We start from the raw sequence: 23,302 nt of genomic DNA, 5'->3' as shown, positions 1-23,302 counted from the left end.
CGCCGATCATCCGCCCCGGCCCGGTGCCGCCCGCCTCGCCGCGCCGCCCGTTCACCCGGCCGGACGGGCCGTCACGGCACATGCCGAAGGGACGTGCCCGGACGGCCTCGCGCGAAACCGGGTCATCGGCGCACGATTGCATGACTGAAGCGCGGCCGGAGCGGGCATACCGTCAGTAGCCCGCCGACGGGCCCCGGTTGAAGCTCCCCCACGAGCGCAACCGAGGCCCTGGCCGGCGGCCGGGCCTGGACGTGACTCCCCCCACGGAGCGGCGGCCAGGCCCGCATGCTGTTCAACCAGCGACACGCAGCGTACATGTCATATCCACGTACCGCTACCGCGCGGACGTCGGAGGCTCGATCGACGGGTCTTCTCGGCCACCTCGGCGGTGCCCGGCCCGCGGGCCGCGGGCCGCCTCGTCGGCCCGGGCGCCCCGCTGCCGCGCGGTGCGCCCGGGCCCGTCGGCCTCCGTCAGGTGCGCGCCGGGCTCCGGTCCCGGCGGGCCTGCACCGTCGGGTCCGGGACGGGCAGCGCGGCGATCAGCCGTTGCGTGTAGCCGGCCCGCGGCGCGCCGAGGACCTGCGCGGTACTGCCCGACTCCACGATCCGTCCGTGCTGCAGCACGGCGACCCGGTCCGCCACCTGCCGGACCACCGCGAGGTCGTGACTGATGAACAGGGCGGCGAAGCCGAGCTCCCGCTGCAGTCGGACGAACAGCTCCAGCACCTTGGCCTGGACCGAGACGTCCAGCGCCGAGGTCGGCTCGTCGGCGATCACCAGGCGCGGGCGCAGCGCCAGGGCCCGGGCCAGGCCGGCGCGCTGGCGCTCGCCGCCGCTGAGTTCGTGCGGATGGCGGTCCGCGTAGCCGCGCGGCAGTCGGACGGACTCCAGGAGCGACTCGACCTCCGCCCGGACCGCCCGCCCGCCCAGGTCGCGCCGGTGGACCGCCAGCGGCTCCGCCACGCACTCGCCGATCGTCAGCAGCGGATTGAAGCTGGTCGCCGGGTCCTGGAAGACGAACCCGATCTGCCCGGCCCGGCTGCCCGCCGTGGAGCGGCGCGCCCGGCCCAACCGGCCCCGGGCGGCCAGGGGCTCGCCGAGCACGTCGAGCTCTCCCGCGCCGACCCGGGCCAGGCCGGCGACCGCCCGCCCGATCGTCGTCTTGCCGGAGCCGCTCTCCCCCACCAGGCCGAGCACCTCACCGGGGCGGATCTCGAAACCGACCCCGTCGACGGCCCGGAAGGCCTTGCGGCCCAGCCGCGCGGGGTAGTCGACGGTCAGCCCGGAGGCCCTGACCACGGGCTCCACGGCGGCTCCGGCGGGCCCGGGGCCGGGCGGCGGGACGGGACGGGGGGCGGCCGGCCCGGCGGCGGCGAAGGAGGGTACGGCGGCCAGCAGTTCACGGGTGTACGGGTGGGTCGGGGCGGCGAACAGGGTGCGGACCGGAGCCTGCTCGACGATGCGCCCCTCACGCATCACCGCCACCCGGTCGGCCAGGTCCGCCACCACGCCCATGTTGTGGGTGATCAGGAGGACGGCCGTGCCGAAGTCGGTACGGCACCGGTGCAGCAGTTCGAGGATCTCGGCCTGCACCGTGACGTCCAGCGCCGTCGTCGGCTCGTCCGCCACGATCAGCCGGGTGCCGAGCGCCAGGGCCATGGCGATGACGGCCCGCTGCTTCTGACCCCCGGAGAGCTGGTGCGGGTAGTGGTCCACCCGGACGGCCGGATCGGGGATCCCGACCTTCCCCAGCATCTCGATCGCCCGGGCACGCCGCTGCGCCCGCGATCCGCCCCCGTGCGCCCGCAAGCCCTCGGCGAGCTGCCAGCCGATGGAGAACACCGGGTTCAGCGCCGTGGACGGCTCCTGGAAGACCATGGCGGCGTGCGAGCCGCGCAGGGCGCGCAGCCGGGCGGGCGACGCCGTCAGCACGTCCTCGGCCGGGTCGGTCACGCCGTCCCCCAGGAGCACCCGCCCGCCGGTGGACGCCGAGGCGGGCAGGAGCCCGAGGACCGACTTCGCGGTCACCGTCTTGCCGCTCCCGCTCTCGCCGACCAGGGCGAGCACCTCACCGGGCGCCACCGACAGGGTGACACCCCGTACGGCGGCCGCCCGCCCGCCGTCTTCGGCGAAGGAGATGTGCAGGTCCTCGATGCGCAGCAGGTCAGTCATCGCCGGGGCCTCCGTCCGGTACGGCCGGTGTGAGGGGGCGCCCCTCGCCGTGGCGGCGGCGCAGTCGCGGGTCGGCCAGGTCGGTGAGGCTCTCGCCGAGCAGGGTCGTCCCGAGCACGGTGAGGACGATCGCGAGCCCGGGCGGGAGCGCCGTCCACCAGATCCCCGACGTGACGTCCGCCACCGAGCGGTTGAGGTCGTAGCCCCACTCGGCGGCGGAGTTCGGCTCGATCCCGAAGCCGAGGAAGCCCAGGCCCGCCAGGGTGAGGATGGCCTCCGAGGCGTTGATGGTGAGGATCAGCGGCAGGGTGCGCACCGAGTTCCGCAGGACGTGCCGGAACATGATCCGCCACGTGCCGGTGCCGATCACCAGGGCCGCCTCGACGAACGGCTCGGCCTTCACCCGGGTCACCTCGGCACGCACCACCCGGAAGTACTGCGGTACGAAGGCCGCGGCGACCGAGCAGGCCGCCGCGCCCAGGCCGCCGACCAGACTCGACCGGCCGCCGCTGATCACGATCGACATGACGATCGCCAGCAGCAGCGGGGGGAACGCGTACATCGCGTCGGCGAGCCCCACCAGCAGGCGGTCCAGGCGGCCGCCGAGGTAACCGGAGACGAGACCGAGCAGGACGCCCACGACCACCGAGAGCAGCAGGGCCGCGACGATGATCCCCAGCGCCGTCCGGGTGCCCCAGAGCGTCCGGGACAGCACGTCGTACCCGGCGATGGTGGTGCCGAGCGGGTGGGCGGCGCTGGGGTGCTGCTGCGAACCGAAGAGCTGTTCCCCGCTGCGCAGTTGCGCGTAGCCGTAGGGCGCGAGCAGCGGGGCGAGGAGCGCCGCGAGCAGGAAGAGGCCGGTCAGCGCCGCCCCGGTCAGCAGCATGACGCGTTGCAGCCCGACGCTGCCGCGCACCCCGGCGGGCAGCGGGAACCGCCGCCGGCGCGGTGCGGCGCCCGGGCGGGCGAGCAGGTGGTTCGCCACTCAGTACCTCACTCGGGGATCGATCAGCGCCGCGACGACGTCGACGAGGAAGTTGGTCAGCGCGACGACCACCGCGAAGAGCGCCACGATGCCCTGCACGGCGGCGAAGTCACGAACCGTCAGATAGTGGGCGAGCTCGTAGCCGAGGCCCTTCCATTCGAAGGTGGTCTCGGTGAGCACCGCCCCGCCGAGCAGTCCCGCGATCTGCAGCCCGAGCACGGTGACGACGGGGATCAGGGCCGGCCGGGTGGCGTGCCCGGTCACCAGCCGCAGCCGGCCGACCCCGCGCGAGCGGGCGGCCTCCACGTACTCGGCGGACAAGGTCCCGATCAGGTTCGTCCGGACCAGGCGGAGCAGCACACCGGCGACCAGCAGCCCGAGCGCGAGACCGGGCAGCACCGCGTGCCCCAGCACGTCGGCGACCGCCGATCCGTCGCCGCTGCGGAGCGCGTCGACCAGGTACACGCCGGTGGTACTGGTCTGGTCCTGCAACTCCAGTTGGACGTCGATGCTCGCCCGGCCCGAGGCCGGGAACCAGCCCAGCCAGATCGCGAAGACCAGCTTCAGCAGCAGCCCGAGGAAGAAGACCGGGGTGGCGTAGGTGAGGATCGCGAACAGCCGCAGTGCGACATCGGGCGCGCGGTCCCGGTAGGAGGCGGCGACCATGCCCAGCGGCAGGCCGACGGCCAGCGCGACGACCAGCGCGTAGCCGGACAGCTCGACGGTCGCGGCGCCGTAGGTGCGCAGCACCTGCGAGACCGCCTGGTTGTCGGTGGCGGTCGTGCCGAAGTCCCCGGTGAACGTGGCACGCAGGTAGTCGAGGTACTGGGTGAGCAGCGGCCGGTCGTAGCCCGCCCGGTGCAGCCGCTCCTGCAGCTGGGCCGGGGTCAGCCGGTCGCCGAAGGCCGTGGTGATCGGGTCGCCGGTGGCGCGCATCAGGAAGAACACGACGCTGACCAGGACGAGCACGGTGGGGACGATCAGGAGGAAGCGGACGACCAGGTAGCGGGCGAGCCCGTACCCGGCGGCGCCGCCGGACGGGCCGACGGCGCCGGGGGCGTCCTGCGCGTGAACGGTCACTTCTTCGAGAGCTCCGCCCAGCGGAACTGGTACGCGCTGGTGAGCTTCTCCGGCACGCCGTCGATCCCGCCCCGGGTGACGATCGCGGTGGAGCCCTGGAGCAGCGGCAGCAGCGGCAGCGCGGCGGCGGTCTCGTCCTGCACCTGCCGGATCAGCGCGGTGCGCTTGGCCGGGTCGGTCTCCGTCTCCTCCTGCTTGATCAGCGCCCGCACGGCGGGGTCGGTGTAGCCGTTGTTCACCCAGTTGTTCTCGGCGTAGAAGGAGGACAGGTAGTTGTCGGCGTCGAGGTAGTCCGCGTACCAGCCGAGCTGGTAGAGCGGGTACTGGTCGGCGACGCGCTCCTTGCCGTACTGGGCCCAGGCGGTGGACTGGAGCTCCACCTTGAACAGGCCGGTGGCCTCCAGCTGGGTCTTGACCAGCGCGTACTCGTCCGCCGAGGACGAGCCGTAGTGGTCGGAGTTGTACTGCAGGTTCAGGGTGACCGGGGTGCTCACCCCGGCCGCCGAGAGCCGCCGCGCCGCCGCGGCCTTGTCCGGACCGCCCTGCTTGTCGCCGTAGAGCGACTTGAGGGACGCGGTGGCACCGGTGATGCCGTCGGGGACGGAGGTGTAGAGCGGCTGGAAGGTGTTCTTGTAGACCTGCGAGGCGAGTTGCGCCCGGTCGATCGAGTCGGCCACCGCCTGACGGATCGCCAGGGCCTTGGCCGGGTCGGCCTGTTGGGTGGCCGACCCGAAGGGCTGGGTCTTGAGGTTGAAGACGATGAACCGGATGCCGTTGCCGGAGCCGGTGTGGACCGTGATCCCCTGCTTGGTGGAGAGGTCCTGGAGGTCGGTGATGGGCAGGGTGCGGTAGACCACGTCGATCGTGCCCTGCTGGACGTCGAGCTTGAGGTTGCCGGCGTCCGTGTAGTACTTGAGCTGGACGTTCCGGGTCTTCGGAGTACCGAACTGCCCCTGGTAGGCGGTGTTCGCGGTGAACGAGACCAGCGAGTTCCGGTCGTAGCTGCCGATCGCGTACGGGCCGTTCCAGGGCTTGCCCGCGACGACGGCCGCGTCGTCGAGGACCTTGTCCGCGGGGAACACCTGCTCGTCCACGATGTAGCCGGCCGCGGTGGAGAGGACCTGCGGGAACAGCGTGTCATTGGCCGACTTGAGGGTGAACACCACCGTCGCCGGGTCCGGGGCCGCCACCGCCCCGAGGTTGTAGAGCAGCGAGGAGGGGCCGTTCTTGTCCGCGATCGCCAGCTGCCGGTCGAAGCTGAACTTGACGTCGGAGGACGTCAGATCGTGCCCGTTGGCGAACTTGAGGCCCGGCTTCAGCGTGACCGTGTAGGTGGTGGGGTCGGTCAGCGCGATCGCGGACGCGAGGTCCGGCGACACCTCGGAGGAGCCGTTCCTGGCGCTGAGCAGGGTCGCGTACACCTCGCTCTCGATCGTCCCGGAGCCCGCGTCCCAGGAGCCCGCCGGGTCGAGACCGGTCACCTGGTCGGTGGTGCCGATGGTGAGGGCCTTCGCCGCCGTCCCGCCGGTGCCGCCGGCGGTCCGGGAGCTGGTGCAGGCGGTCAGGGCCACCACCGCCGCCGTACCGAGGGAGATGACCGCGAGGCTGTGTCTGGTCGAAGCGATGAAAGATGACATGGGAGTTCTCTGCTTCCGCACGCGTGATGGACGCGAGTGCGCTGTGCCCGTGGGCGTGCCCTTGGCCGGGGCCTGGGCGTGCCCCTGGCCGGGGCCTGGGCGTGCCCTTGGCCGGGGCCCCGGGCGTGCCCTGGCCGTGCCGGTGTCCGGGCGGTGCGCATCGCGAAGTGGTCGGTCACTGGACCGGTCCGGCCGTCCGGCCGTCCGATGGTCAGCGACGACAGAGCGCGCTGGAGACCAGCAACAGGTCGATGTGGCGGCGGCTGAACAGCCCTGCCATACCGGCCTCCTGGTCCTGGCCCCGGCCGGTGGCCGGAGCGGTCGCGCTTGCGGAACGGAACGTCCACCGAGCCCTCACCTGGAGCACCCCACCGCGTCAGGGGGTTGCCGTCCGGCCAGCCAGGGCTTGAACACCGGAACTCGTGGCGCGCTGGAACCGTAGATCAACAAAACTCTTGGCGTCAATGCCCGTTGAGGACGGGTCGGCGAGGAGGCCGCCGCGCTCGACGCTCCTCCGGCGCCACCGCGCGGGGCCGGTGACGGGCGGCAGCGAGACCCGCCCCGACCCCGCTGACCAGCGGTCATGGCGCGCGACGGGGAGTTCCGGGTGCCGACCGGGCGGGCCGGCCGGCGTCACCAGCCCGGATAGCGGGCCCGCCAGAGGGGGTCACGAGCCGGCCGGTAGTCGCCGCCGCCGGGCGAATCGACATACTCCTGCAACAGGTCACGCGCCAATGTGTCGATCACCCAGGCGAGTTCGAGCCGGCTCAGCAGCCCTGCCGGCAGCGCCCCGACACCGTGTGCGGCGCCGAGCAGCGCACCCGCCGTGCACGCCACCGAGGCTCCGTCGGGCGCGCCGGCGGCGAACTCCAGCGCGGCGCCCACGGTGTCCCGGCCCGGGAAGCGCGAGACGACGAAGAGGGCGCCCAGCAGCGCCGAGGAGGCCGTCGCATCCGGGGCGATCCAGGCGAGCTGCCCGGGATCCGGGCTGCCCCCCGGCGCCTTCAGCAGGTCGAGGACCGTGTCCGGGACCGCCGAGTACGGCATCGGCAGGGTGCGGACCACGGCGTCGAACGGGTGCCCGTCGCCGGGCGAGGACGCCGTCCAGGCCCCGATCGGATCGCTCTCCGTGAGGCAGTGGGCCACCAGCTGGGCCGCACCGACGGCGGCGTCCTGGGCGTCCCGGGCGCCGTGGGTGAGGGCCGCCGTCTGGCGGACCGGCAGGGCGCAGGTGCCCGGGCCGGACAGCGCCCACAGCAGCCCGAGCGGCAGCCCCCGGGTGACCGCGTGAGCACCCCGGCTACCGGTCACCGGCCTCTCCGGCGTGCCCTGCTGCAGTCCGGTCAGAGCCGTGACGGTGGCCGGTGCGGAGCCACGACGCACCGCCAGACCGGCCACCTGCACGAGCCAGCCGTCCGGCCAGGCACTTCCACCACCGGCCGTCCAGCGCTCGGAGATCCGTTCGGGCTCGATCCCCTGGAGGACGGCCCATCGGCAGTACGCGTGCCACACCACGGACGGTGCGTGGCTGATGCCCCGGTGGTTCATCCGCACCGAGGCGCGGATCGCGCCCTCCGCGGTGAACGCCGCCAGCTGCGTACTGACGCCGATCGGCAACGGCCCCTCGGCCGGCCAGCGGCCCCGCACCACCCCGGCCGCGTCCCCCAGCGCCGACCCGAGCATGAGCCCCCGCGCCCGCGACTCGTCCACGGTCACCATCCGCACCATCGCCCCGCCCTGCCCGTTCCCGGCCGCCCCCGCGTCTGTCCCGTCGACGACATCCCATCACACGGGGTCGATCGCAGGCCGTGCCGCCGCGGAACGGCCTGCCGCTGCCCCGGGGGTCGGGTCCCCGGGGCAGCGGTCGGTACGGGTCTCAGGGCTTTCGGTACGGGTCTCAGGGCTTGGGGATCAGGTGTCCGGGCCCGGGTGTCCGGGCCCGGGTGTCCGGGCCCGGGTGTCCGGGCCCGGGTGACCTACGGGCCCGGGTGACCTACGGGCGCTCCACCGGGGCGTTCCAGTCGGGCAGGGTCGCGCCCGACTCGGTGAAGGTGGCGAAGTCCGTGGTGCTGGTGAACGGCTTCTGCTGGTACAGATCGCGGGCGTAGGCCCACAGGTGGGGGTACTCGGCGAGGCCCGGGTTGACGGCGCGGGCGTGGTTGGGCCCGACGTCGAAACGGGCCAGCGTCACCCAGAGCCGCACGTCCGCCTCGGTCAGCCGGTCGCCCAGCAGGTAGCGGCTGGTGGCCAGCCGGGTGTCCAGCTCCGCGAAGGTCTCCAGCAGCGTGGCACGGGCCGCGAGCGCGGCCTCCCCGGTGCCCGCCGCGGCGCCCGCGCCGTGGTTCACGGCCGGGCCCAACCGGGCGTCCAGCGCGTCGATCTCGGCCCGGAGGTCCTCCGGGTAGGCGTCGGCGCCGTTGCTCCACCGGCCGAACTGCGTCGCCAGGTCGATGCCGATGGTCCGGAAGTCGTTGCTGACCACCCGGCCGGTCTGCCGGTCCCAGAGCGTCGGCACCGAGATGTGCCCGTCGAAGCCGGGCTCGGTCCGCTCGTACGCGTCCCGCAGCAGGGTGAACCCGTTGACCGGGTCCGGCCCGTGGGTCTCCCGGAAGGCCCAGCCCCGGCCGTCACGCCGGCCGTCGACGTAGGAGACCGAGACGACCTCCTCCAGCCCGTTGAGCGCGCGCTGGATGGTGGTGCGCTGCGCCCAGGGGCAGAACCAGCCCGCGTAGATGTGGTACCGGCCGGGCTCGGCGGCGAAGCCGCTGCTGCCGTCGGCGGTGATCCGCCCGCTGAAGCGGTACAGCGGGCGCTCGTCGCCCGGAACCCTGGTGATCCGGTACTCGCCGTGCACGGCGGTGTCGGCGGGGCTGGCGTAGTTCACGGTCTGACTCACATCGAACTCCTTGGAAGGGACGGAACGGTGCGGCTCGGGTGGTGCGGTGGTCTGTCGGTGCTGCGCCGCGGGCGGTGACGGCGCTCCCGGGTGGGTCGGGCAGGGGCGGCGTCAGGCGCCGTGCTCCCCGCCCGGGACGCGCAGGCCGAGGAAGGTGACGTGCCGGCGCAGCCGGAACCCCAGCGACTCGTAGAGCCGGATCGCCGTGGTGTTGTCGGCCGAGGTGTGGAGGAACGGCGTGTCGCCCCGCTCGCGGATCCCGGCCGCTACCGCCCGGACCAGCCGGGACCCGAGGCCCTGCCCCCGGTGCGACTCGGCCGTGCAGACGGCGCTGATCTCCGTCCAGCCCGGCGGGCGCAGCCGCTCCCCGGCCATCGCGACCAGGGCGCCCCCGCGCCGGATGCCCAGGTAGCCGCCGAGCTCGATGGTGCGGGGCAGGAAGGGTCCGGGCCGGGCGTGCTCCACCAGGGCCAGCATCTCCGGCACGTCGGCGGGGCCCAGCCGGACGGCCTCCTCGTCGGGCACGGCCCGGACGCCCTCGTCCACCAGTTGGACGCCGGGGCCCTGCATCAGGATCTCCCAGTCGGCCGGCACCGTGTCCGGGGAGCCGGAGGCGGCGACGACGCCGCCCGGGCCGTACAGCGCCGCCACGCTCCGCCAGGTCTGCCGGTCGGGCCGGTCGGGGAGGGCCACGAACGGCGACACGTCGGCCGGGTAGCGCAGGACGTCCCCGTGCCGCTCGGCGAGGTGGGCGTGCGGGCCCAGCAGGGCGGCCCGGGCCGGGTTGTCCAGGGGGTGGCGGGGCGCGGCGCCGCCGGTGGCATCTGCGGCGACTGTGGTGTCTGCGGCGTCTGGTCCGCCTGTGCTGTCTGTGGTGGCTGTATTGCCTGTGGTGTCTGTACTGCCTGTGGTGTCGTCGGGGGTGAGCACGGGGTGCTGGGGCATGCGAAGCCGTTCCTCGATCTTGATCTTCTCGGTGTCTTCAGCGGAGGCGTGGCCCGGCCCGCCCGGACCTCGGGCAGGTGCTGGGGAAGCCGACGGCCGGAGGCGCGCGGCCGGTACGGGCCACCGGGGGCCTGAGGGGCCGTGACGGGCCGGGCTACCGGGCAGCGCCGGGGGCGCGGGCGACGCGCGGGTGCTAGCTCTTACGGGCGACAGAGGCCGGTCGGCGAACCGACCCCGTCGATCCAGCGGCGACGTACCAGCCGGGCACCACGGGCCCGGGTGCCGGTCACCGCGCAGTGGGCTCCGGACGACGGGCGGAACGCCGCGCGCGACAGCGGCGGGTGTCCGAAGACCACCCGCTCGTCCCGCAGTTGGCGTGCGTGCATCGCCCGTCCGTTTCGCGTCCGGCAACCGTGAAGGTCCACAGTACCGCTCGGCCGGCCCGGGACCAGGGGCAGTCCCGAATCGCGGTCCGCGGACGGCTCGCGCCGCCCCGCCGCGTTCACTGCAGGATGTTGATCGCCCGGGCGATGACGAGGGTCGCCACGATGAGGGACATCGCCGCCTGCGTCATCATCAGCAGCTTGGCCCACACCTTGATCGCCGACACGTCGGTGGGGCTGAAGGCCGTGGAGGTCCAGAAGGAGAGCGAGAGGTAGTCGGCGAACCGCGGCACCCAGCCGGCCGCCGCATGGTCCGGGTACTGCATCTCGGGGAACACGAACGCCGGGTTGTCGGTGGGCCGGTGGGCGCGGGCGGCGGCACCGCCGCGATCCAGGCTCCAGTACCAGAGCGCGAAGGCGATCACGTTCGTCACCCACACCACGCCGCCGGTCGCCAGCAGCCCGGTGGCGTTGTTGGCGAACAGGCTGTTGTCGGTGAGGATGTCCGCCACCAGGTGGACGCCCGCGAAGATGTTGGCCACCGTGATGAAGCCGATCAGGAGCTGGGTGACCACCCGGAGCCAGGCCTTCTGCCGATCGATCCGGCCCGGGTCCCCGATGACCAGCGCCGCCAGCAGCGTGGACGTGGCGACCGGCAGCACCCAGGCGGGGTCGACCCGGTAGCGGGTCGGCAGCGTCACGTGGAGCGCCGCGACGACCGCGACCGCCAGCACCACCGGCCACCAGTGCTCACCCCGCGCGGCGGCCTGATCCGGCGTCACCCGCAGCGGATCCGTCGGGTCCGGGCTTGATGGCATGCCCCATTGTCACCTCGCCGACGCCGTTGAGGCCGACGGCTCACCAGCCGGACCGGCCCCGGATGCACGGGTCGGCGGCGTCGGTCCGTCACGGCCGCCCGAGGGTTCATGACCGATCCATGCCAGATTCGTGCCGCCGATTGAGAGGGTCGGTCCGTGCCGGAACCTTTCGAGGGACCGGTCGCCCACACACTGCCCTTCCACAGCTTCCGGAGGAATCTCAATGACCCGCACCAAGCGCCTCGCCGCCGCGGCGGCAGCCGTCGCCGCGGCCGCCCTGATCCCGCTGGCCGCCGCGCCGGCCGACGCGGCGACCGGGCCCGCCACGCACCTCGGGATGACCTGGGAGGTCATCGCCCACGGACCGGACGACACCGTCCAGGTCGGCGGCCCGGGCGGCAGCGCGAGCGACGCCTACCACGGCGACACCCCGCCGTCGGCCTCACTGCCGGTGCTCTGCCTCAACGTCGACGGCAGCCCGGCCCCGGCCGGCATCAGCATCGGCTTCTACAACGGCTGGGCCCAGGGCACCGTGGCACTCAGCCGCCCCGTGAAGGGCTCCCGCCTCAACAGCCGCGCCGCCGCCGACAGCATCTGCCAGGCCGCCTACGGCAGCGGCTGGCGCGAGGCCGAGTTCCACGACGGCCACTTCGGCCCGGACCTCGCCCAGACCGGCGGCTGGACCTTCTGGGCCTACGGCGACATCCCCGCCAACACCCGCTTCTGGACCGCGATCAACGACTCGCCGGCCAACCCCTGGAACTGATCCACCGTCACCGCGGCCGCCGCCGTCCGACCCGGACGGCGGCGGCCGCATCCTTCGGAACCTCAGGCCGACTCCAGGCGCTCGACGATGAGTTCGCACAGTTCGTGGGTGCGCAGGGCGTCGTGGGCGTCGAGGGTCTTGCCGGCGCGGACGGCGTCGAGGAAGCTCACCACGACCTGCTCGATGCCGCGCTGGCGGGCGACGGGGACCCAGTCGCCGCGGCGGCGGAGCGTGGGCTGGCCGCGGTGGTCGATGACGTCGGCGAGGTTGTGGACCTCGCGCTTGGAGTCGCCGCCGGAGACCTGGAGGATCTCCTCCGTCGAGCCGGAGACCCGGTTCATGATGCCCAGCGCCGTGAAGCCCTCGCCCGCGAGGGTGAGGACGACGTGTTCGACCAGGCCGTCGCGGACCCGGGAGCGGACGTCGACGTGCTCGATCTCGCCGGGCACCAGGAAGCGGAGCACGTCCACCACGTGGATGAAGTCGTCGAAGATCATCGGGCGGGGTGCCTCGGGGAGGCCCTCGCGGTTCTTCTGCAGCACGATCAGGTCGCGCGGCCGCTCCTTCGCCTGGACGTAACCGGGGGCGTAGCGGCGGTTGAAGCCGACCATCAGTGAGCGGCCGGTGCGGTCGGCGAGGTCGACCAGCCGGCGGGAGCCGTCCAGGGTGTAGTCGAGGGGCTTGTCGACGTAGACGTCGACGCCGGCCGTGAGCAGCTGTTCGACGATCGGGACGTGCTGGTCGGTGGCGGCGTGCACGAAGGCGGCCCGGATGCCGCTGTCGATCAGCGCGCCCAGGTCGGTTTGGCGGTGTTCGGGCGCGATGCGGTGGGCGTCGCCGATCCGGTCGAGCTTGGCGCGGTCCCGGGTCATCAGTCGCAGGTCGAGGCCGGGCAGCGCGGTGAGGACGGGGAGGTAGGCCTTCTGGGCGATGTCGCCGAGCCCGATCACCCCGACGGGGAGCAGCTCGTCAGGGGCAGGGGTCAGGCTCATCGGGCGCTCCAGTGGTCCAGACAATCATCGGCCGCAGCCCACCCTACTCGTCGCCCGCTCGCGCCCCGGTCTGACGGTGGGTCCCCTCGGGGCGCCGCCGGGAGGAGGTGCGGATCTCCAGTCGGGTGTCCACCAGCGTCCCGGTGGGTGCCGTCTCGCCGCTCTCCAGGGCCGCGACGAGGAGTTCCACTCCGGCCGCCGCGACCCGGGCCGGCTGGAGGCTCAGGGTGCTGACCGGCGGGTCGGCGTGTTCGGCGGCGGCGTCCTCGCTGATGCACACCAGCAGCAGGTCCCCGGGCACGGTGCGGCCGTGCCGCCGAGCGGCGTCCAGGATCAGCGGCGGGCTCGCCTCGCTGGCCACCAGCAGTGCGTCCGGCGGGTCGACGGCGCCGAGGGCCCGTTCGACCGCCGCGATGGCCGGGCCGTTGCCGGGGCCGTCGGAGAACTCCAGCCGCGGTTCGGCGCCGTGGCCGGCGCACCAGGCCCGGTAGGAGTCGACCAGCGCGGTGTGGAAGCGGATCGCGGTGTCGGGCAGGACGAGGGCGGTCCGGCGGGCGCCTTCGTCGCGCAGGTGGTCCAGGACGCCGGTCACGGCCGCGTCGGTGTCGATGTCCACCCAGTACGCGCCGGCCCGGCCCTCCACCGAGCGGTCGGTGAAGACCGGGATGCGGGCGGCGATGAAGTCCTCCACCATCGGGTCGCCGGCCATCGGGTCGGCGACGATGGCCGCGTCCAGCGGCAGGTCGGCCCACTCGGCCGGTCCCGAGCTGGTGGGCAGCATCACCAGCGCGTACCCGTGGTGCAGCGCCGCCTGTGCGGTCGCGCTGGTCAGCCGCGCGTAGTACGGCGAGTCGAGGTAGGCCCAGGGCGAGCTGGCGAACTCCCCGACCGCGTACCCGATCAGCCGGGCGTGGCCGGCCCGGAGCAGTCGGGCGGTGGCGTTGGGCCGGTAGCCGAGCCGCCGGGCGGCCTCCCGGGCGCGTTCGCGGACGGCTTCGGACATCCGGCCGGTGCCGTTGAGCGCGGCCGACACCGTGGTCTTGGACAGTCCGGCCTCGCGGGCGACGTCGACCAGGCGGACTCGGGGGGCGGCGGTCGGTCCGCCGCCGCGCGGGGTTTGCGTCATGGGCCGATGCTGCCACCCGCGGCCGCCTCTCGTAACCCTTCGGCGAGCTCTGAAGAATCGTTCCCGCAAGGGCTTGTGCGGGAACGTTCCCGCATCAATACTCGCCACCATCTCCAAGCGCCCCCCACAACGCCCTGAAAGGGGTGGGTCTCCTTGCGCCTGTCCAGATCCGCCAGCCTGCTCGCCGCTGCCACGCTCCTCACCGCCGCCACCGCCGGCTGCTCCGGCGCCACCAGGAACGGCGACGGCACCACGGACGCCGCCTACCGGGTCACCCCCGACACCCCCGCCGCCAAGGGCGCGATCCCGTCCTTCACCTGGTCGCTGTACGCCGAGCCGCAGACCCTCGACTACGCGGTGGCCTACGACTACCCGCCGAACACCGTGCTGGCCAACGTCTGCGAGCAGCTGTTCCGGGTCACCCCCGACCTGAGGATCGCCCCCGGCCTGGCCGTGAAGTCCGCCAACCCCGACCCGCTGACCTGGGTGTACACCCTGCGCGAGGGCGTGAAGTTCCACGACGGCGCCACCATGACCGCGGACGACGTGGTCGCCTCCCTGCAGCGCCACCTCGACCCGGCCACCGGCTCCTCCTGGGGCAGCGCCTTCAAGAACGTCGACTCGATCGAGAAGACCGGCCCGCTGGAGGTGACCATCCACCTCACCAAGCCCGACGTGCTGCTGAACGAACTCCTCGCCGCCTCCCCCGGCACCGTCGAGAGCGCGGCCTACCTCGCCAGGGCGGGCAAGGACTACGGCAGCCCCCGGGGCGGCGTCGACTGCACCGGCCCCTACGCCGTCGACACGTGGGCCCAGGGCGACAGCCTCACCCTGAAGAAGAACCCCGCCTACTGGGACACCGCACTGGCCCCCAAGGCGGACAGCGTGAAGTTCGTCTTCATCCAGGACCCGGCCGCCCGCGCCAACGCCTTCCTCTCCGGCTCGGTCGACGGCGGCTACCTGGTGCCGTCCGCCTCGCTGGCGCAGCTCAGGGCCTCCGACCGGGGCACGGTGCACTTCGGTCCGAACACCGCCGCCGCCGGCCTCGCCGTCCTCGATCTCCAGGGCACCCTCGGTGATCTGAGGGTCCGTCAGGCGCTGTCGAAGGCGCTGGACCGCACCGCCGTCGTCAAGGCCGCGGCGGCCGGCGTCGGCACGCCCGCCAAGGCCCCCGCCGCGCAGGCCGCCTGGGGCATCGCCCCGGACCGCACCGCCGGCTACTTCGCCGCGCTGCCCGAGCCGGTCTACGACCTGGCGGCCGCCAGGAAGCTGGTCCAGGAGGCCGGCGCGGGCGGCCGGAAGGTCGTGATCGCCACCAGCTCGCTCGCCCCGGAGATCAGCGTGGTCGCCAACGCCGTGCAGTCCGCCGGCAAGCAGATCGGCCTGGACGTCGAGCTCAGGCCGGTCGCACCGGACGCGTACACCGCCCTGTTCGTCGACCCGGCCGCGCGCAAGGGCATCGACCTGGTGGTGACCAACGGCTACGACAACACCCCGGACCCGCTGGAGTTCTACCAGTCGCTGCGCACCGGCGACTTCGGCAACTACGGCAACTGGTCGAACCCCGCCTACGACGAGCTCTTCGACCGGGCGATCGCCGCCTCCGACCCCGCCGCGAGGGCCGACCTCACCGCCCAGCTGCAGCAGATCGCGGTGAACGAGCTGCCGAGCATCCCGCTGTACGAGGCCCCGTACTCGCTGTTCCTCAACAAGCGGATCACCGGCGCGCCCACCGGCATCGCCCAGCTGTACTACCCGTGGGCCGCGACGATCGGCGCCGCGAACTGATGACGCGCTACCTCCTCGGCCGGCTCCTCGGGCTGGCGGGCGTCCTGCTGGCGACCTCCTTCGTGGTCTTCAGCGCCGTGCACCTCGCCCCGGGGGACCCGGTGTCCTTCCTGCTCAGGGGCCACCCGGCGACGCCGGAGGCGCGGGTCGCGATCACCGCCCAGTACCACCTGGACGACCCCTTCCTCACCCAGTACCTGAAGTGGCTCGGCGGCGTGCTGCACGGCGACTTCGGCCGCTCGGTGCAGTTCCGCCAGGACGTCGGCACGCTGGTCGGCTCACGGCTGCCGTCCACCGCGCTGCTGGTCGGGTACGCGGCGCTGCTGGTCTGCGTGCTCGGCGTGTCCGCCGGTGTCCTCGCCGCACTGCGCGGCGGGTGGCTCGACCGGGTGGTGCTGGTGGGTACCGGCATCACCACCGCCACCCCGCCGTTCGCGAGCGCGCTGGTGCTGGTCTCGGTCTTCTCGGTGCAGCTCGGCTGGTTCCCCGGGCCCGGCTCGCAGGGCACCGGCTTCGGCGAGCGGCTCCACCACCTGACCCTGCCGGCCGTCGCCCTCGCGGTCACCCTGACCGGCCTGCTGGCCCGGGTGACCCGCTCCTCGATGCTGGACGAACTCGGCCGCGAGCACGTCGAGGTGGCCCGCTCGCGCGGCGTCGCCGAACGCGCGGTGGTCCGGCGGCACGTGCTGCGCAACGCGCTCGGGCCGATCGTCACGGTCGGCGGCGCCATGCTGGCGGGCCTGCTGGTCTCCACCTCGATCGTGGAGACCGCGTTCAACGTGCCCGGCGTCGGCTCGCTGCTGGTGCAGTCGGTGACCGCCAAGGACTTCCCGGTCGTCCAGGCGATCACCCTGCTCACCGTGGCCGGCTTCGTCCTGGTCAACCTCGCCGTGGACCTGCTCGCCCCGCTGGTCGATCCCCGGCTCTCGCTCACCCGCCGAGGAGGTGTGGCATGACCGCCGTCGCCGCGGCCGAGCCGCACCGCCGCCCGCTGCTCGGCCGGTTGAAGGCCCTCGGCCGGGGCCCGCTGTTCACCACCGCCGTCCTGGTGCTGACCCTGCTGGTGCTGGTCGCGCTGCTCGCCCCGCTGCTCGCCCCGTACGACCCGGACCGGATGGACCTCGGCTCCAGCCTGGTCGGCACCGGCCCCGACCACCTGCTCGGCACCGACCAGTCCGGCCGCGACATCCTGTCCCGGCTGCTGCACGGGGCCCGCACCGGTCTGCTCGGGCCGCTGCTGGTGGTCGGCCTCTCCACCGTGCTGGGCGTCCTGCTCGGCGTGGTGGCCGGGTGGCGCGGCGGCTGGGTCGACGCCCTGCTGTCCCGCGCGATGGACCTGGTGTTCTCCTTCCCCGGCCTGCTGCTGGCGATCCTCTTCGTCGCGGTCACCGGCCCGGGCCTGACCGCGCCGGTCATCGCGATGGCGATCGCCTACAGCCCGTACGTGGGCCGTCTGGTGCGCGGCATCGCCCGGCAGGAGAAGGCCCGGCCGTACATCGAGTCCTACCGGGTGCAGGGCTGGTCCGGCTGGACCATCTGCCTGCGGCACCTGCTGCCCAACATCGCGCCCACCGTGCTCGCCCAGTCGGCGGTCAACTTCGGGTACGCGCTGATGGACCTGGCGGCGCTGTCCTTCCTCGGCTTCGGCGTCCAACCGCCGACCGCGGACTGGGGAGCGATGATCAACGAGGGCCAGCAGGCCGTCCTGCAGGGCGCGATGCTGCCCGCGCTGGCGCCCGCCGGCTGCATCGTGATCGCCGTCGTGGCGTTCGGAATCGTCGGCGAGGGCATCGCCGACCGGATCGCGAGGCGGGAGCGGTGATGACCGAAACCCTTCTGGAAATAGAGAAGTTGACGGTCGAACTGGCCGGCGGGAGGGCCGCCCGGCCGATCCTGGACGGCGTCTCGCTGCGCGTCGCGGCCGGCGAGACCGTGGGCCTGGTCGGCGAGTCCGGCTCCGGCAAGTCGGTGGCCTGCCGCAGCGTCCTCGGGCTGCTGCCCGAGCGGGCCACGACCACCGGCCGGATCGAGGTGGCCGGCCGCGACGTCCTGAGCACGGACCGCTCCGGTCTGCGCGACCTGCGGGCCCGTCAGGTCGCCATGGTCTTCCAGGACCCGCGCGCCTCGGTCAACCCGCTGCGCCGCGTCGGCGACTTCCTCACCGAGGGCCTGCGGGCCGCCGGCACCCCCGCCGACCGGGCCGTCGCCCGCGCCGAGGAACTCCTCGACGCCGTCGGCATCCGCGACCCGCGCGGCGCGCTGCGCCGCTACCCCCACCAGTTCTCCGGCGGCATGCTGCAACGCGTCGTGATCGCCGCCGCGCTGGCCGGGCGGCCCTCCCTGCTGCTCGCCGACGAGCCGACCACCGCACTGGACGTCACCACCCAGGCGGAGGTGATCGCCATCCTCACCCGGCTGCAGGCCGAGCGCGGCACCGGCATGCTCTTCGTCACCCACGACCTGGAGCTGGCCTCGGCGATCTGCGACCGGGTGTACGTGATGTACGCCGGCCGGATCGTCGAGACCCGGTCCGCCCGCGACCTGTTCGAGCACCCGCGGCACCCGTACACCGCGGGCCTGCTCGCCTCCACGCCGCGGATCGAACCCGACGCCGCCCCGCCGCGCCCGATCCCGGGCCGGCCGCTGTCGCTCGCCGAAGCGCCGACCGGCTGCGCCTTCGCCGCCCGCTGCGCCTTCGCCGAGCCGCGCTGCACCGCCGCGCCGCCCCCGCTGGAACCGTACGGCGACGGGCTCGCCGCCTGCCTGCGCGCGGACGAAGGGATCCTGCTGTGACCGCCCCCGCTGTGACCGCCTCCTCCCCCGGCCTGGTCGTGGCGGGCCTGCGGAAGCGCTTCGGCGACCACCGGGCCGTCGACGAGGTCTCGTTCACCCTGCCGCCCGGCGGCTCGCTCGGCATCGTCGGCGAGTCCGGCTGCGGCAAGACCACCACCGCCCGGATGCTGGTCGGCCTGGAGACCCCCGACGGCGGCACCGTCCACCTGGACGGCCGCGACCGCTCCGCCCGGGCCCGCGGCCGCGCCGAACGGCTGGCCCGCGCCCGCGAGATCCAGATGGTCTTCCAGGACCCGTACCTCTCGCTCGACCCCCGGATCACCGTCGCGGGCTGCGTCGACGAGGTGCTCCGGCTGCACTCCGCGCGCGACCCGGCGGCCCGGCGCGCCCGGGTCGCCGAACTGCTCGACCAGGTCGGCCTGGGCGAGCGCGAGGCCGCCGCGCTGCCCCGCCGGCTCTCCGGCGGCCAGCGCCAACGCGTCGCCGTCGCCCGGGCGTTGGCCGCCGAACCCCGGGTGCTGATCCTCGACGAGGCGGTCGCCGCCCTCGACGTCTCCATCCAGGCCCAGATCCTCGACCTGCTCGCCGGCATCCGGCGGGAGGCGGGCATCGGGTTCCTGTTCGTCAGCCACGACCTCGCCGTGGTCCGGCACATCACCGACCGGGTGATCGTGCTCAAGGACGGCCGGGTGGTCGAGGCCGGTGACACCACCGAGGTGCTCGACCGCCCGCGGCACCCCTACACCCGGCTGCTGCTCGACTCCGTCCCCCGCCGGGGCTGGGACCCGGCCCGGATCGCCGAGGGCCGCCGCGAACTCCAGCGCGCCGAGGCCGAACGGGCCGAACGGCACCACTCCGAACGGCATCACCCCGAACAGCACGGCCTTGAACAGCACGGCCTCGAACAGCACGACCGTGAGCAGCAGCACCCCGAACAGCACCGCCCCACCGAACGGAAGACCGGCGCATGACCGACAGCACCGAACTCGCCCACCTCCCCGCCACCGAGGCGCTGCGCCGCTTCCGCGACCGCTCGCTCTCCCCGGTCGAGCTGATGACCGCCGTCATCGAACGCGCCGAGGCCGTCGAACCCAGCGTCAACGCGCTCGCCGAGCGCACCTTCGAGGAGGCGCTCGCCGCCGCCCGCACCGCCGAGGCCCGCTACGGCGGCAAGGGCGAGCCGCCCCGCCCCCTGGAGGGCCTGGCCGTCGCCACCAAGGAGGAGCAGCCGATCGCCGGCCGCCGTGCCACCGACGGTTCGCTGGCCTTCCGGGACGAGACCGCCGACCGCACCCATCCGGTGGTCGAGCGGGTCCTCGCCGCCGGCGGCATCGTGCACGCCCGCACCACCACACCGGAGTTCAGCTGCGCGATGTTCACGCAGTCCCGGCTGTGGGGCATCACCCGCAATCCGTGGAACCTCGCCTACTCCCCCGGCGGCTCCTCCGGCGGCTCGGGTGCCGCGCTCGCCGCCGGCTCGACCACCCTCGCCACCGGCTCCGACATCGGCGGCTCGATCCGCCTCCCCGCCTCCTGCACCGGCACGGTCGGCTACAAGCCGCCGTACGGACGGGTCCCCGCGATGGCGCCGTTCAACCTGGACACCTACTGCCACGACGGCCCGATGGCCCGGACCGTCGCCGACACCGCGCTGCTGCAGAACGTCATCGCGGGACCGCACCCGCTCGACGGCGTCTCGCTGCGGCCCAAGCTGGTGCTGCCCGAGCGGTTCGAGGGCGCGGCCGGCCTGCGGGTCGCGTACTCCCCCGACCTCGGCGACTGGCCGGTGGACCGGGAGGTCGCCGCCAACACCCGGGCCGTCGCGGAGGCGCTGCGGGCGGCCGGCGCGCTGGTCGAGGAGGTGGACGTCAAGCTCTCCCGGGAGGAGGTGCGGACGGCCGCGATGATCCACTTCGGGGCGGTCTTCGGCCCCTACGTCTCCTCGGTGGCGGCCGAGTTCGGCGAGCTGCTCACCCCGTACGCGCTCGCCTTCGCCGAGCAGGCCGGCGCGGCGGGCCGGGAGCCGGGCGCCTTCCTGGCCGGCCTGGAGATCGAGGCCAGGATCCAGGCGGTGCTCGGCGAGCTGCTCGACCGCTACGACGTGCTGCTCTGCCCCACCTCGGGCACTCCGGCGCTGCTCGCCGACGACGACTACACGGTGACCCGCCCGGTGGTGGACGGCGTCGAGCTGGAGCACTACGTGGACACCGCGCTCACCACGGTGTTCAACATCGCCGCCCGCCACCCGGTGCTGTCGGTCCCCTCCGGCGTCGCCGCCACCGGCGTGCCGACCGGTGTCCAGCTGGTCGGCCGGACGTACGACGACGTCACGGTCTTCCGCGCGGCCGCGGCCGTCGAGGCGGTCCGCCCCTGGCAGCGCATCGCGCGGTTCTGACCGCGCGAGCACGGCGGAGGGGGTCCGGCCGGCGGCCGGACCCCCTCCGCCGTGCCTCGCTCAGACGACGTCCAGCGCCACCGTCAGCGGGCGGTCCGCCGCGTGCCGGCCGGCCGAGACGGTGTAGACGCCCGGCCTGGTCGCCCAGCCGTGCGCGGCGGTGTCCCAGGTCTGCACGGACCGCAGCGGGATGCTCACCCGGGCGGTGGCCGCCTCACCGGGGCGGGCCTCCACCACGGCGAAGCCGGCCAGCTGGAGGTCGGGGCGGCTCCGGTCGACGCCGTCCGGGGCCAGGTAGACCTGGACCACCTCGCGGCCGGGCCGGGCCCCGGTGTTGCGCACCCGGACGGCGACCTCGGCGACCGTGTCCTCGGCGCCGACGAAGCGCGCCTCCATGCCCTCGTAGGACCAGTCCGTGTAGCCGGCGCCCGCGCCGAACCAGTAGGCGGGCGCCGCGCCGGCCCGGCGCTGCCAGGCCCGGTAGCCGATGAACAGGCCCTCCGCGTACTCCAGCCGGCCCTCGGTCGGGACGACCTCCCAGACCGGGCTGTCGGCCTCCTCGGCCGGGCAGGTCGTGGGCAGCCGGCCACCCGGCTCGACCGCGCCGAGCAGCACGTCGGCCAGCGCCTCGCCGGCCTGCTGGCCGGGGAACCAGGCGAGCAGCACGGCCGCGACCGACTCGCGCCACGGCATCAGGACCGGGGCGCCCGCGTTGACCACCACCACCGTGCGCGGATTGGCGGCGGCGACCCTGGCCACCAGCTCGTCCTGGCGGCCGGGCAGCCGCAGACCGGCGCGGTCGACGCCCTCGCTCTCCACCTCCTCGGTGGTGCCGACCACGACCACCGCGACCTCGGCGGCGCGGGCCGCCGCGACCGCCTGCTCGATCAGCTCGTCCTCGGAGGCGGTCGGCGCGGCGTGGCCGAGGGTGAAGGAGACCAGGCCGAAGCCGGCGAAGGCGCCCGCCTCGGGCATCGTGTACGTCAGGGTGACCGCGGCCCGCCCACCCGCCGCGAGGTCCAGCTCGAAGCGGCGCTCCGGCGGGTTGAGGAAGGCCGCGGCCGGGTCCTCGCCCTCGGGCAGCAGGACCCCGTCGAAGAGCACCTTGCCGTCCGCCTCCAGCCGGAACCGGCCGACGCCGCGCACGGCCAGCCGGTGCCGGCCGTCGGCGTCGGCCGTCAGGGCTCCGGTCACCCGGACCTCGGCGAGGTCCTCGAAGGAGACACCGCCCGGCAGCCCGCCCAGCCAGCGGACGCCGCCCTCGGGCAGGGCGGTCGTGCCGAGCGTCCGCCCGTCGGCGCCGAGCAGCTCGGCAGTGCACGGGAAGGCGGCCGGGGGGAGGAAGGTGCGCGGGTCGGCGCCGACCGCGTGCACGAGGGCCGTGCCCTCGCCCAGCGCCGCGCGCAGGCCGTCCAGCGGGCTGACCACCCGGGTCGGGAAGACCTGGGCGCTGCCGCCACCGCCGATCCGGGCCTCGGCGGCGGCCGAGCCGATCAGCGCCACGCGGGCCGCATGCCGGTCCAGTGGCAGCACGCCGTCCTCGTTGCGCAGCAGCACGAAGGAGCGGGCCGCCAGCTCGCGGACCAGCGCCTCGCCGTCGATCGGCGCGGGCAGCCGCTCGGCCGGCACCGCGGCCGGGGCGCCGGCCAGCAGCCCCACCCTGGCGGCCAGCCGCAGGACGCGGCGGGCGAGCCCGTCCACGGTCTCCTCCGGGACGAGTCCCTCGTGGACCGCCGTCACCAGGTGCTCGCCGTAGACGGTGGCCGGGCCCGGCATCGCGACGTCGAGGCCGCCGAGCGCCGAGCGGACGGTGTCGCGGGCGCCGGTCCAGTCCGACACCAGGATCCCGTCGAAGCCCCACTCCTCGCGCAGCACCCGGTTGTTGAGCTCCTCGTGCTCGCTCATGGACGCGCCGTTGACGGCGTTGTAGGCGGCCATCAGGCCCCACGGGTGGGCCTTTCGGACGATCGCCTCGAAGGGCGCCAGGTAGAGCTCGCGCAGGGTGCGCTCGTCCACCCGGATGTCGACGGTGTAGCGGTCGGTCTCCGAGTCGTTGGCGACGAAGTGCTTGGGCGTGGTGCCGACGCCGCCGTCCTGGACGCCGGCGACCAGCGCCGCGCCGATCTCGCCGGTGAGCAGCGGATCCTCGGAGTAGCACTCGAAGTGGCGGCCGCCGCGCGGGCTGCGGTGCAGGTTGACCGTCGGCGCGAGGACGACGTGGGCACCCTTGCGGCGGGCCTCCTGGGCGAGCAACCGGCCGGCCCGGCGCACGAGTTCGACGTCCCAGGTGGCGGCGAGCGCGGTCGGCGAGGGCAGCGCCACGGACGGGTCGTCCGCGGTCCAGTGCTCGCCGCGGACGCCGGCCGGGCCGTCGGACATCACCAGCCGGCCGAGGCCGATCTCCTCGTTGGCGGGCAGTGACCACATGTCGGCCCCGCTCAGCAGGGCGACCTTGGCGGTCAGGTCCAGTCGTGCGAGGGCGGCGTCGACGGCGGCCTCGCGCCTGGCGTCGGCGGTCATGGCAAT

17 protein-coding genes, 1 pseudogene and 1 riboswitch are annotated in these 23,302 nt (G+C 74.2%); of the genes and pseudogenes, 7 read left to right on the top strand and 11 right to left on the bottom strand.

Features of this window, described 5'->3' with window-relative positions; translation table 11 throughout:
- Positions 1 to 471: 471 nt before the first annotated feature.
- From ACWDRR_RS05420 to ACWDRR_RS05385, 8 genes are all read right to left on the bottom strand, one after another.
- Positions 472 to 2,172 carry a dipeptide ABC transporter ATP-binding protein gene (locus tag ACWDRR_RS05420; RefSeq protein ID WP_449770856.1) on the bottom strand — a complete coding sequence of 567 codons (1,701 nt, stop codon included), beginning with the start codon at positions 2,170 to 2,172 and terminating at the stop codon, positions 472 to 474.
- Positions 2,165 to 3,157 carry an ABC transporter permease gene (locus ACWDRR_RS05415; protein WP_449770855.1) on the bottom strand — a complete coding sequence of 331 codons (993 nt, stop codon included), beginning with the start codon at positions 3,155 to 3,157 and terminating at the stop codon, positions 2,165 to 2,167. The genes ACWDRR_RS05420 and ACWDRR_RS05415 overlap by 8 nt, the downstream gene beginning before the upstream one ends.
- A complete protein-coding gene (locus ACWDRR_RS05410; protein ID WP_449770854.1) occupies positions 3,158 to 4,237 on the bottom strand; it encodes an ABC transporter permease in 1,080 nt (359 codons plus the stop codon).
- Positions 4,234 to 5,874, bottom strand: coding sequence for an ABC transporter substrate-binding protein (locus ACWDRR_RS05405; protein WP_449770853.1), 1,641 nt, complete (start codon positions 5,872 to 5,874; stop codon positions 4,234 to 4,236). Before ACWDRR_RS05405 ends, ACWDRR_RS05410 begins: the two co-directional genes overlap by 4 nt.
- A 318-nt stretch (positions 5,875 to 6,192) precedes the next feature.
- Positions 6,193 to 6,302, bottom strand: a riboswitch (SAM riboswitch).
- Positions 6,303 to 6,507: 205 nt separating this feature from the next.
- Positions 6,508 to 7,602 (bottom strand): ADP-ribosylglycohydrolase family protein, encoded by a 1,095-nt coding sequence (locus ACWDRR_RS05400; RefSeq protein WP_449770852.1) that lies wholly within the window; start codon positions 7,600 to 7,602, stop codon positions 6,508 to 6,510.
- Between the two features lie 265 nt (positions 7,603 to 7,867).
- The gene (locus ACWDRR_RS05395) at positions 7,868 to 8,770 is read right to left on the bottom strand and encodes a glutathione S-transferase C-terminal domain-containing protein (RefSeq protein WP_449770851.1); all 903 of its coding nucleotides are present in this window, start codon (positions 8,768 to 8,770) and stop codon (positions 7,868 to 7,870) included.
- Positions 8,771 to 8,881: 111 nt separating this feature from the next.
- Complete coding sequence (locus tag ACWDRR_RS05390; protein WP_449770850.1) at positions 8,882 to 9,715, bottom strand: GNAT family N-acetyltransferase; 834 nt, start codon at positions 9,713 to 9,715, stop codon at positions 8,882 to 8,884.
- A gap of 502 nt (positions 9,716 to 10,217) precedes the next feature.
- Positions 10,218 to 10,916: a hypothetical protein gene (locus ACWDRR_RS05385; RefSeq protein ID WP_449770849.1), complete on the bottom strand. Its 699-nt coding sequence runs from the start codon at positions 10,914 to 10,916 to the stop codon at positions 10,218 to 10,220.
- Positions 10,917 to 11,139: 223 nt separating this feature from the next.
- On the opposite strand from ACWDRR_RS05385, the gene ACWDRR_RS05380 reads away from it, so the two are divergent.
- Entirely contained in the window at positions 11,140 to 11,682 is a 543-nt protein-coding gene (locus ACWDRR_RS05380; protein ID WP_449770848.1) for a hypothetical protein, read from the top strand.
- A 62-nt stretch (positions 11,683 to 11,744) separates the two neighbouring features.
- Here ACWDRR_RS05380 and ACWDRR_RS05375 read toward each other — a convergent pair whose 3' ends face one another.
- Positions 11,745 to 12,674, bottom strand: coding sequence for a Gfo/Idh/MocA family protein (locus tag ACWDRR_RS05375; protein ID WP_449770847.1), 930 nt, complete (start codon positions 12,672 to 12,674; stop codon positions 11,745 to 11,747).
- Between the two features lie 43 nt (positions 12,675 to 12,717).
- On the bottom strand, positions 12,718 to 13,800 hold the full coding sequence (locus tag ACWDRR_RS05370; protein ID WP_449770846.1) for a LacI family DNA-binding transcriptional regulator: 1,083 nt from the start codon (positions 13,798 to 13,800) through the stop codon (positions 12,718 to 12,720).
- A gap of 153 nt (positions 13,801 to 13,953) precedes the next feature.
- On the opposite strand from ACWDRR_RS05370, the gene ACWDRR_RS05365 reads away from it, so the two are divergent.
- From ACWDRR_RS05365 to ACWDRR_RS05340, 6 genes and pseudogenes are all read left to right on the top strand, one after another.
- Positions 13,954 to 15,588, top strand: a complete 1,635-nt coding sequence (locus ACWDRR_RS05365; RefSeq protein WP_449770845.1) for an ABC transporter substrate-binding protein — start codon at positions 13,954 to 13,956, stop codon at positions 15,586 to 15,588.
- Positions 15,588 to 16,544, top strand: a complete 957-nt coding sequence (locus tag ACWDRR_RS05360; RefSeq protein ID WP_449770844.1) for an ABC transporter permease — start codon at positions 15,588 to 15,590, stop codon at positions 16,542 to 16,544. The genes ACWDRR_RS05365 and ACWDRR_RS05360 overlap by 1 nt, the downstream gene beginning before the upstream one ends.
- A complete protein-coding gene (locus ACWDRR_RS05355) occupies positions 16,541 to 17,410 on the top strand; it encodes an ABC transporter permease (RefSeq protein WP_449770843.1) in 870 nt (289 codons plus the stop codon). The genes ACWDRR_RS05360 and ACWDRR_RS05355 overlap by 4 nt, the downstream gene beginning before the upstream one ends.
- Positions 17,410 to 18,381 (top strand): ABC transporter ATP-binding protein, encoded by a 972-nt coding sequence (locus tag ACWDRR_RS05350; protein WP_449770842.1) that lies wholly within the window; start codon positions 17,410 to 17,412, stop codon positions 18,379 to 18,381. The genes ACWDRR_RS05355 and ACWDRR_RS05350 overlap by 1 nt, the downstream gene beginning before the upstream one ends.
- Positions 18,378 to 19,193, top strand: a pseudogene (locus ACWDRR_RS05345) (ABC transporter ATP-binding protein); the annotation flags it as partial. The gene ACWDRR_RS05350 and the pseudogene ACWDRR_RS05345, both read left to right, overlap by 4 nt.
- A gap of 155 nt (positions 19,194 to 19,348) precedes the next feature.
- On the top strand, positions 19,349 to 20,776 hold the full coding sequence (locus ACWDRR_RS05340) for an amidase (RefSeq protein ID WP_449770841.1): 1,428 nt from the start codon (positions 19,349 to 19,351) through the stop codon (positions 20,774 to 20,776).
- A 60-nt stretch (positions 20,777 to 20,836) separates the two neighbouring features.
- On the opposite strand, the gene ACWDRR_RS05335 is transcribed toward ACWDRR_RS05340, so the two are convergent.
- A complete protein-coding gene (locus tag ACWDRR_RS05335) occupies positions 20,837 to 23,296 on the bottom strand; it encodes a beta-glucosidase (protein WP_449770840.1) in 2,460 nt (819 codons plus the stop codon).
- Positions 23,297 to 23,302: the final 6 nt, after the last annotated feature.

It is taken from the genome of Kitasatospora sp. NPDC003701, assembly GCF_053587085.1.
Note: the sequence above shows the minus strand (reverse complement) of the source record. Positions and strands in the feature narration are given on the sequence as shown.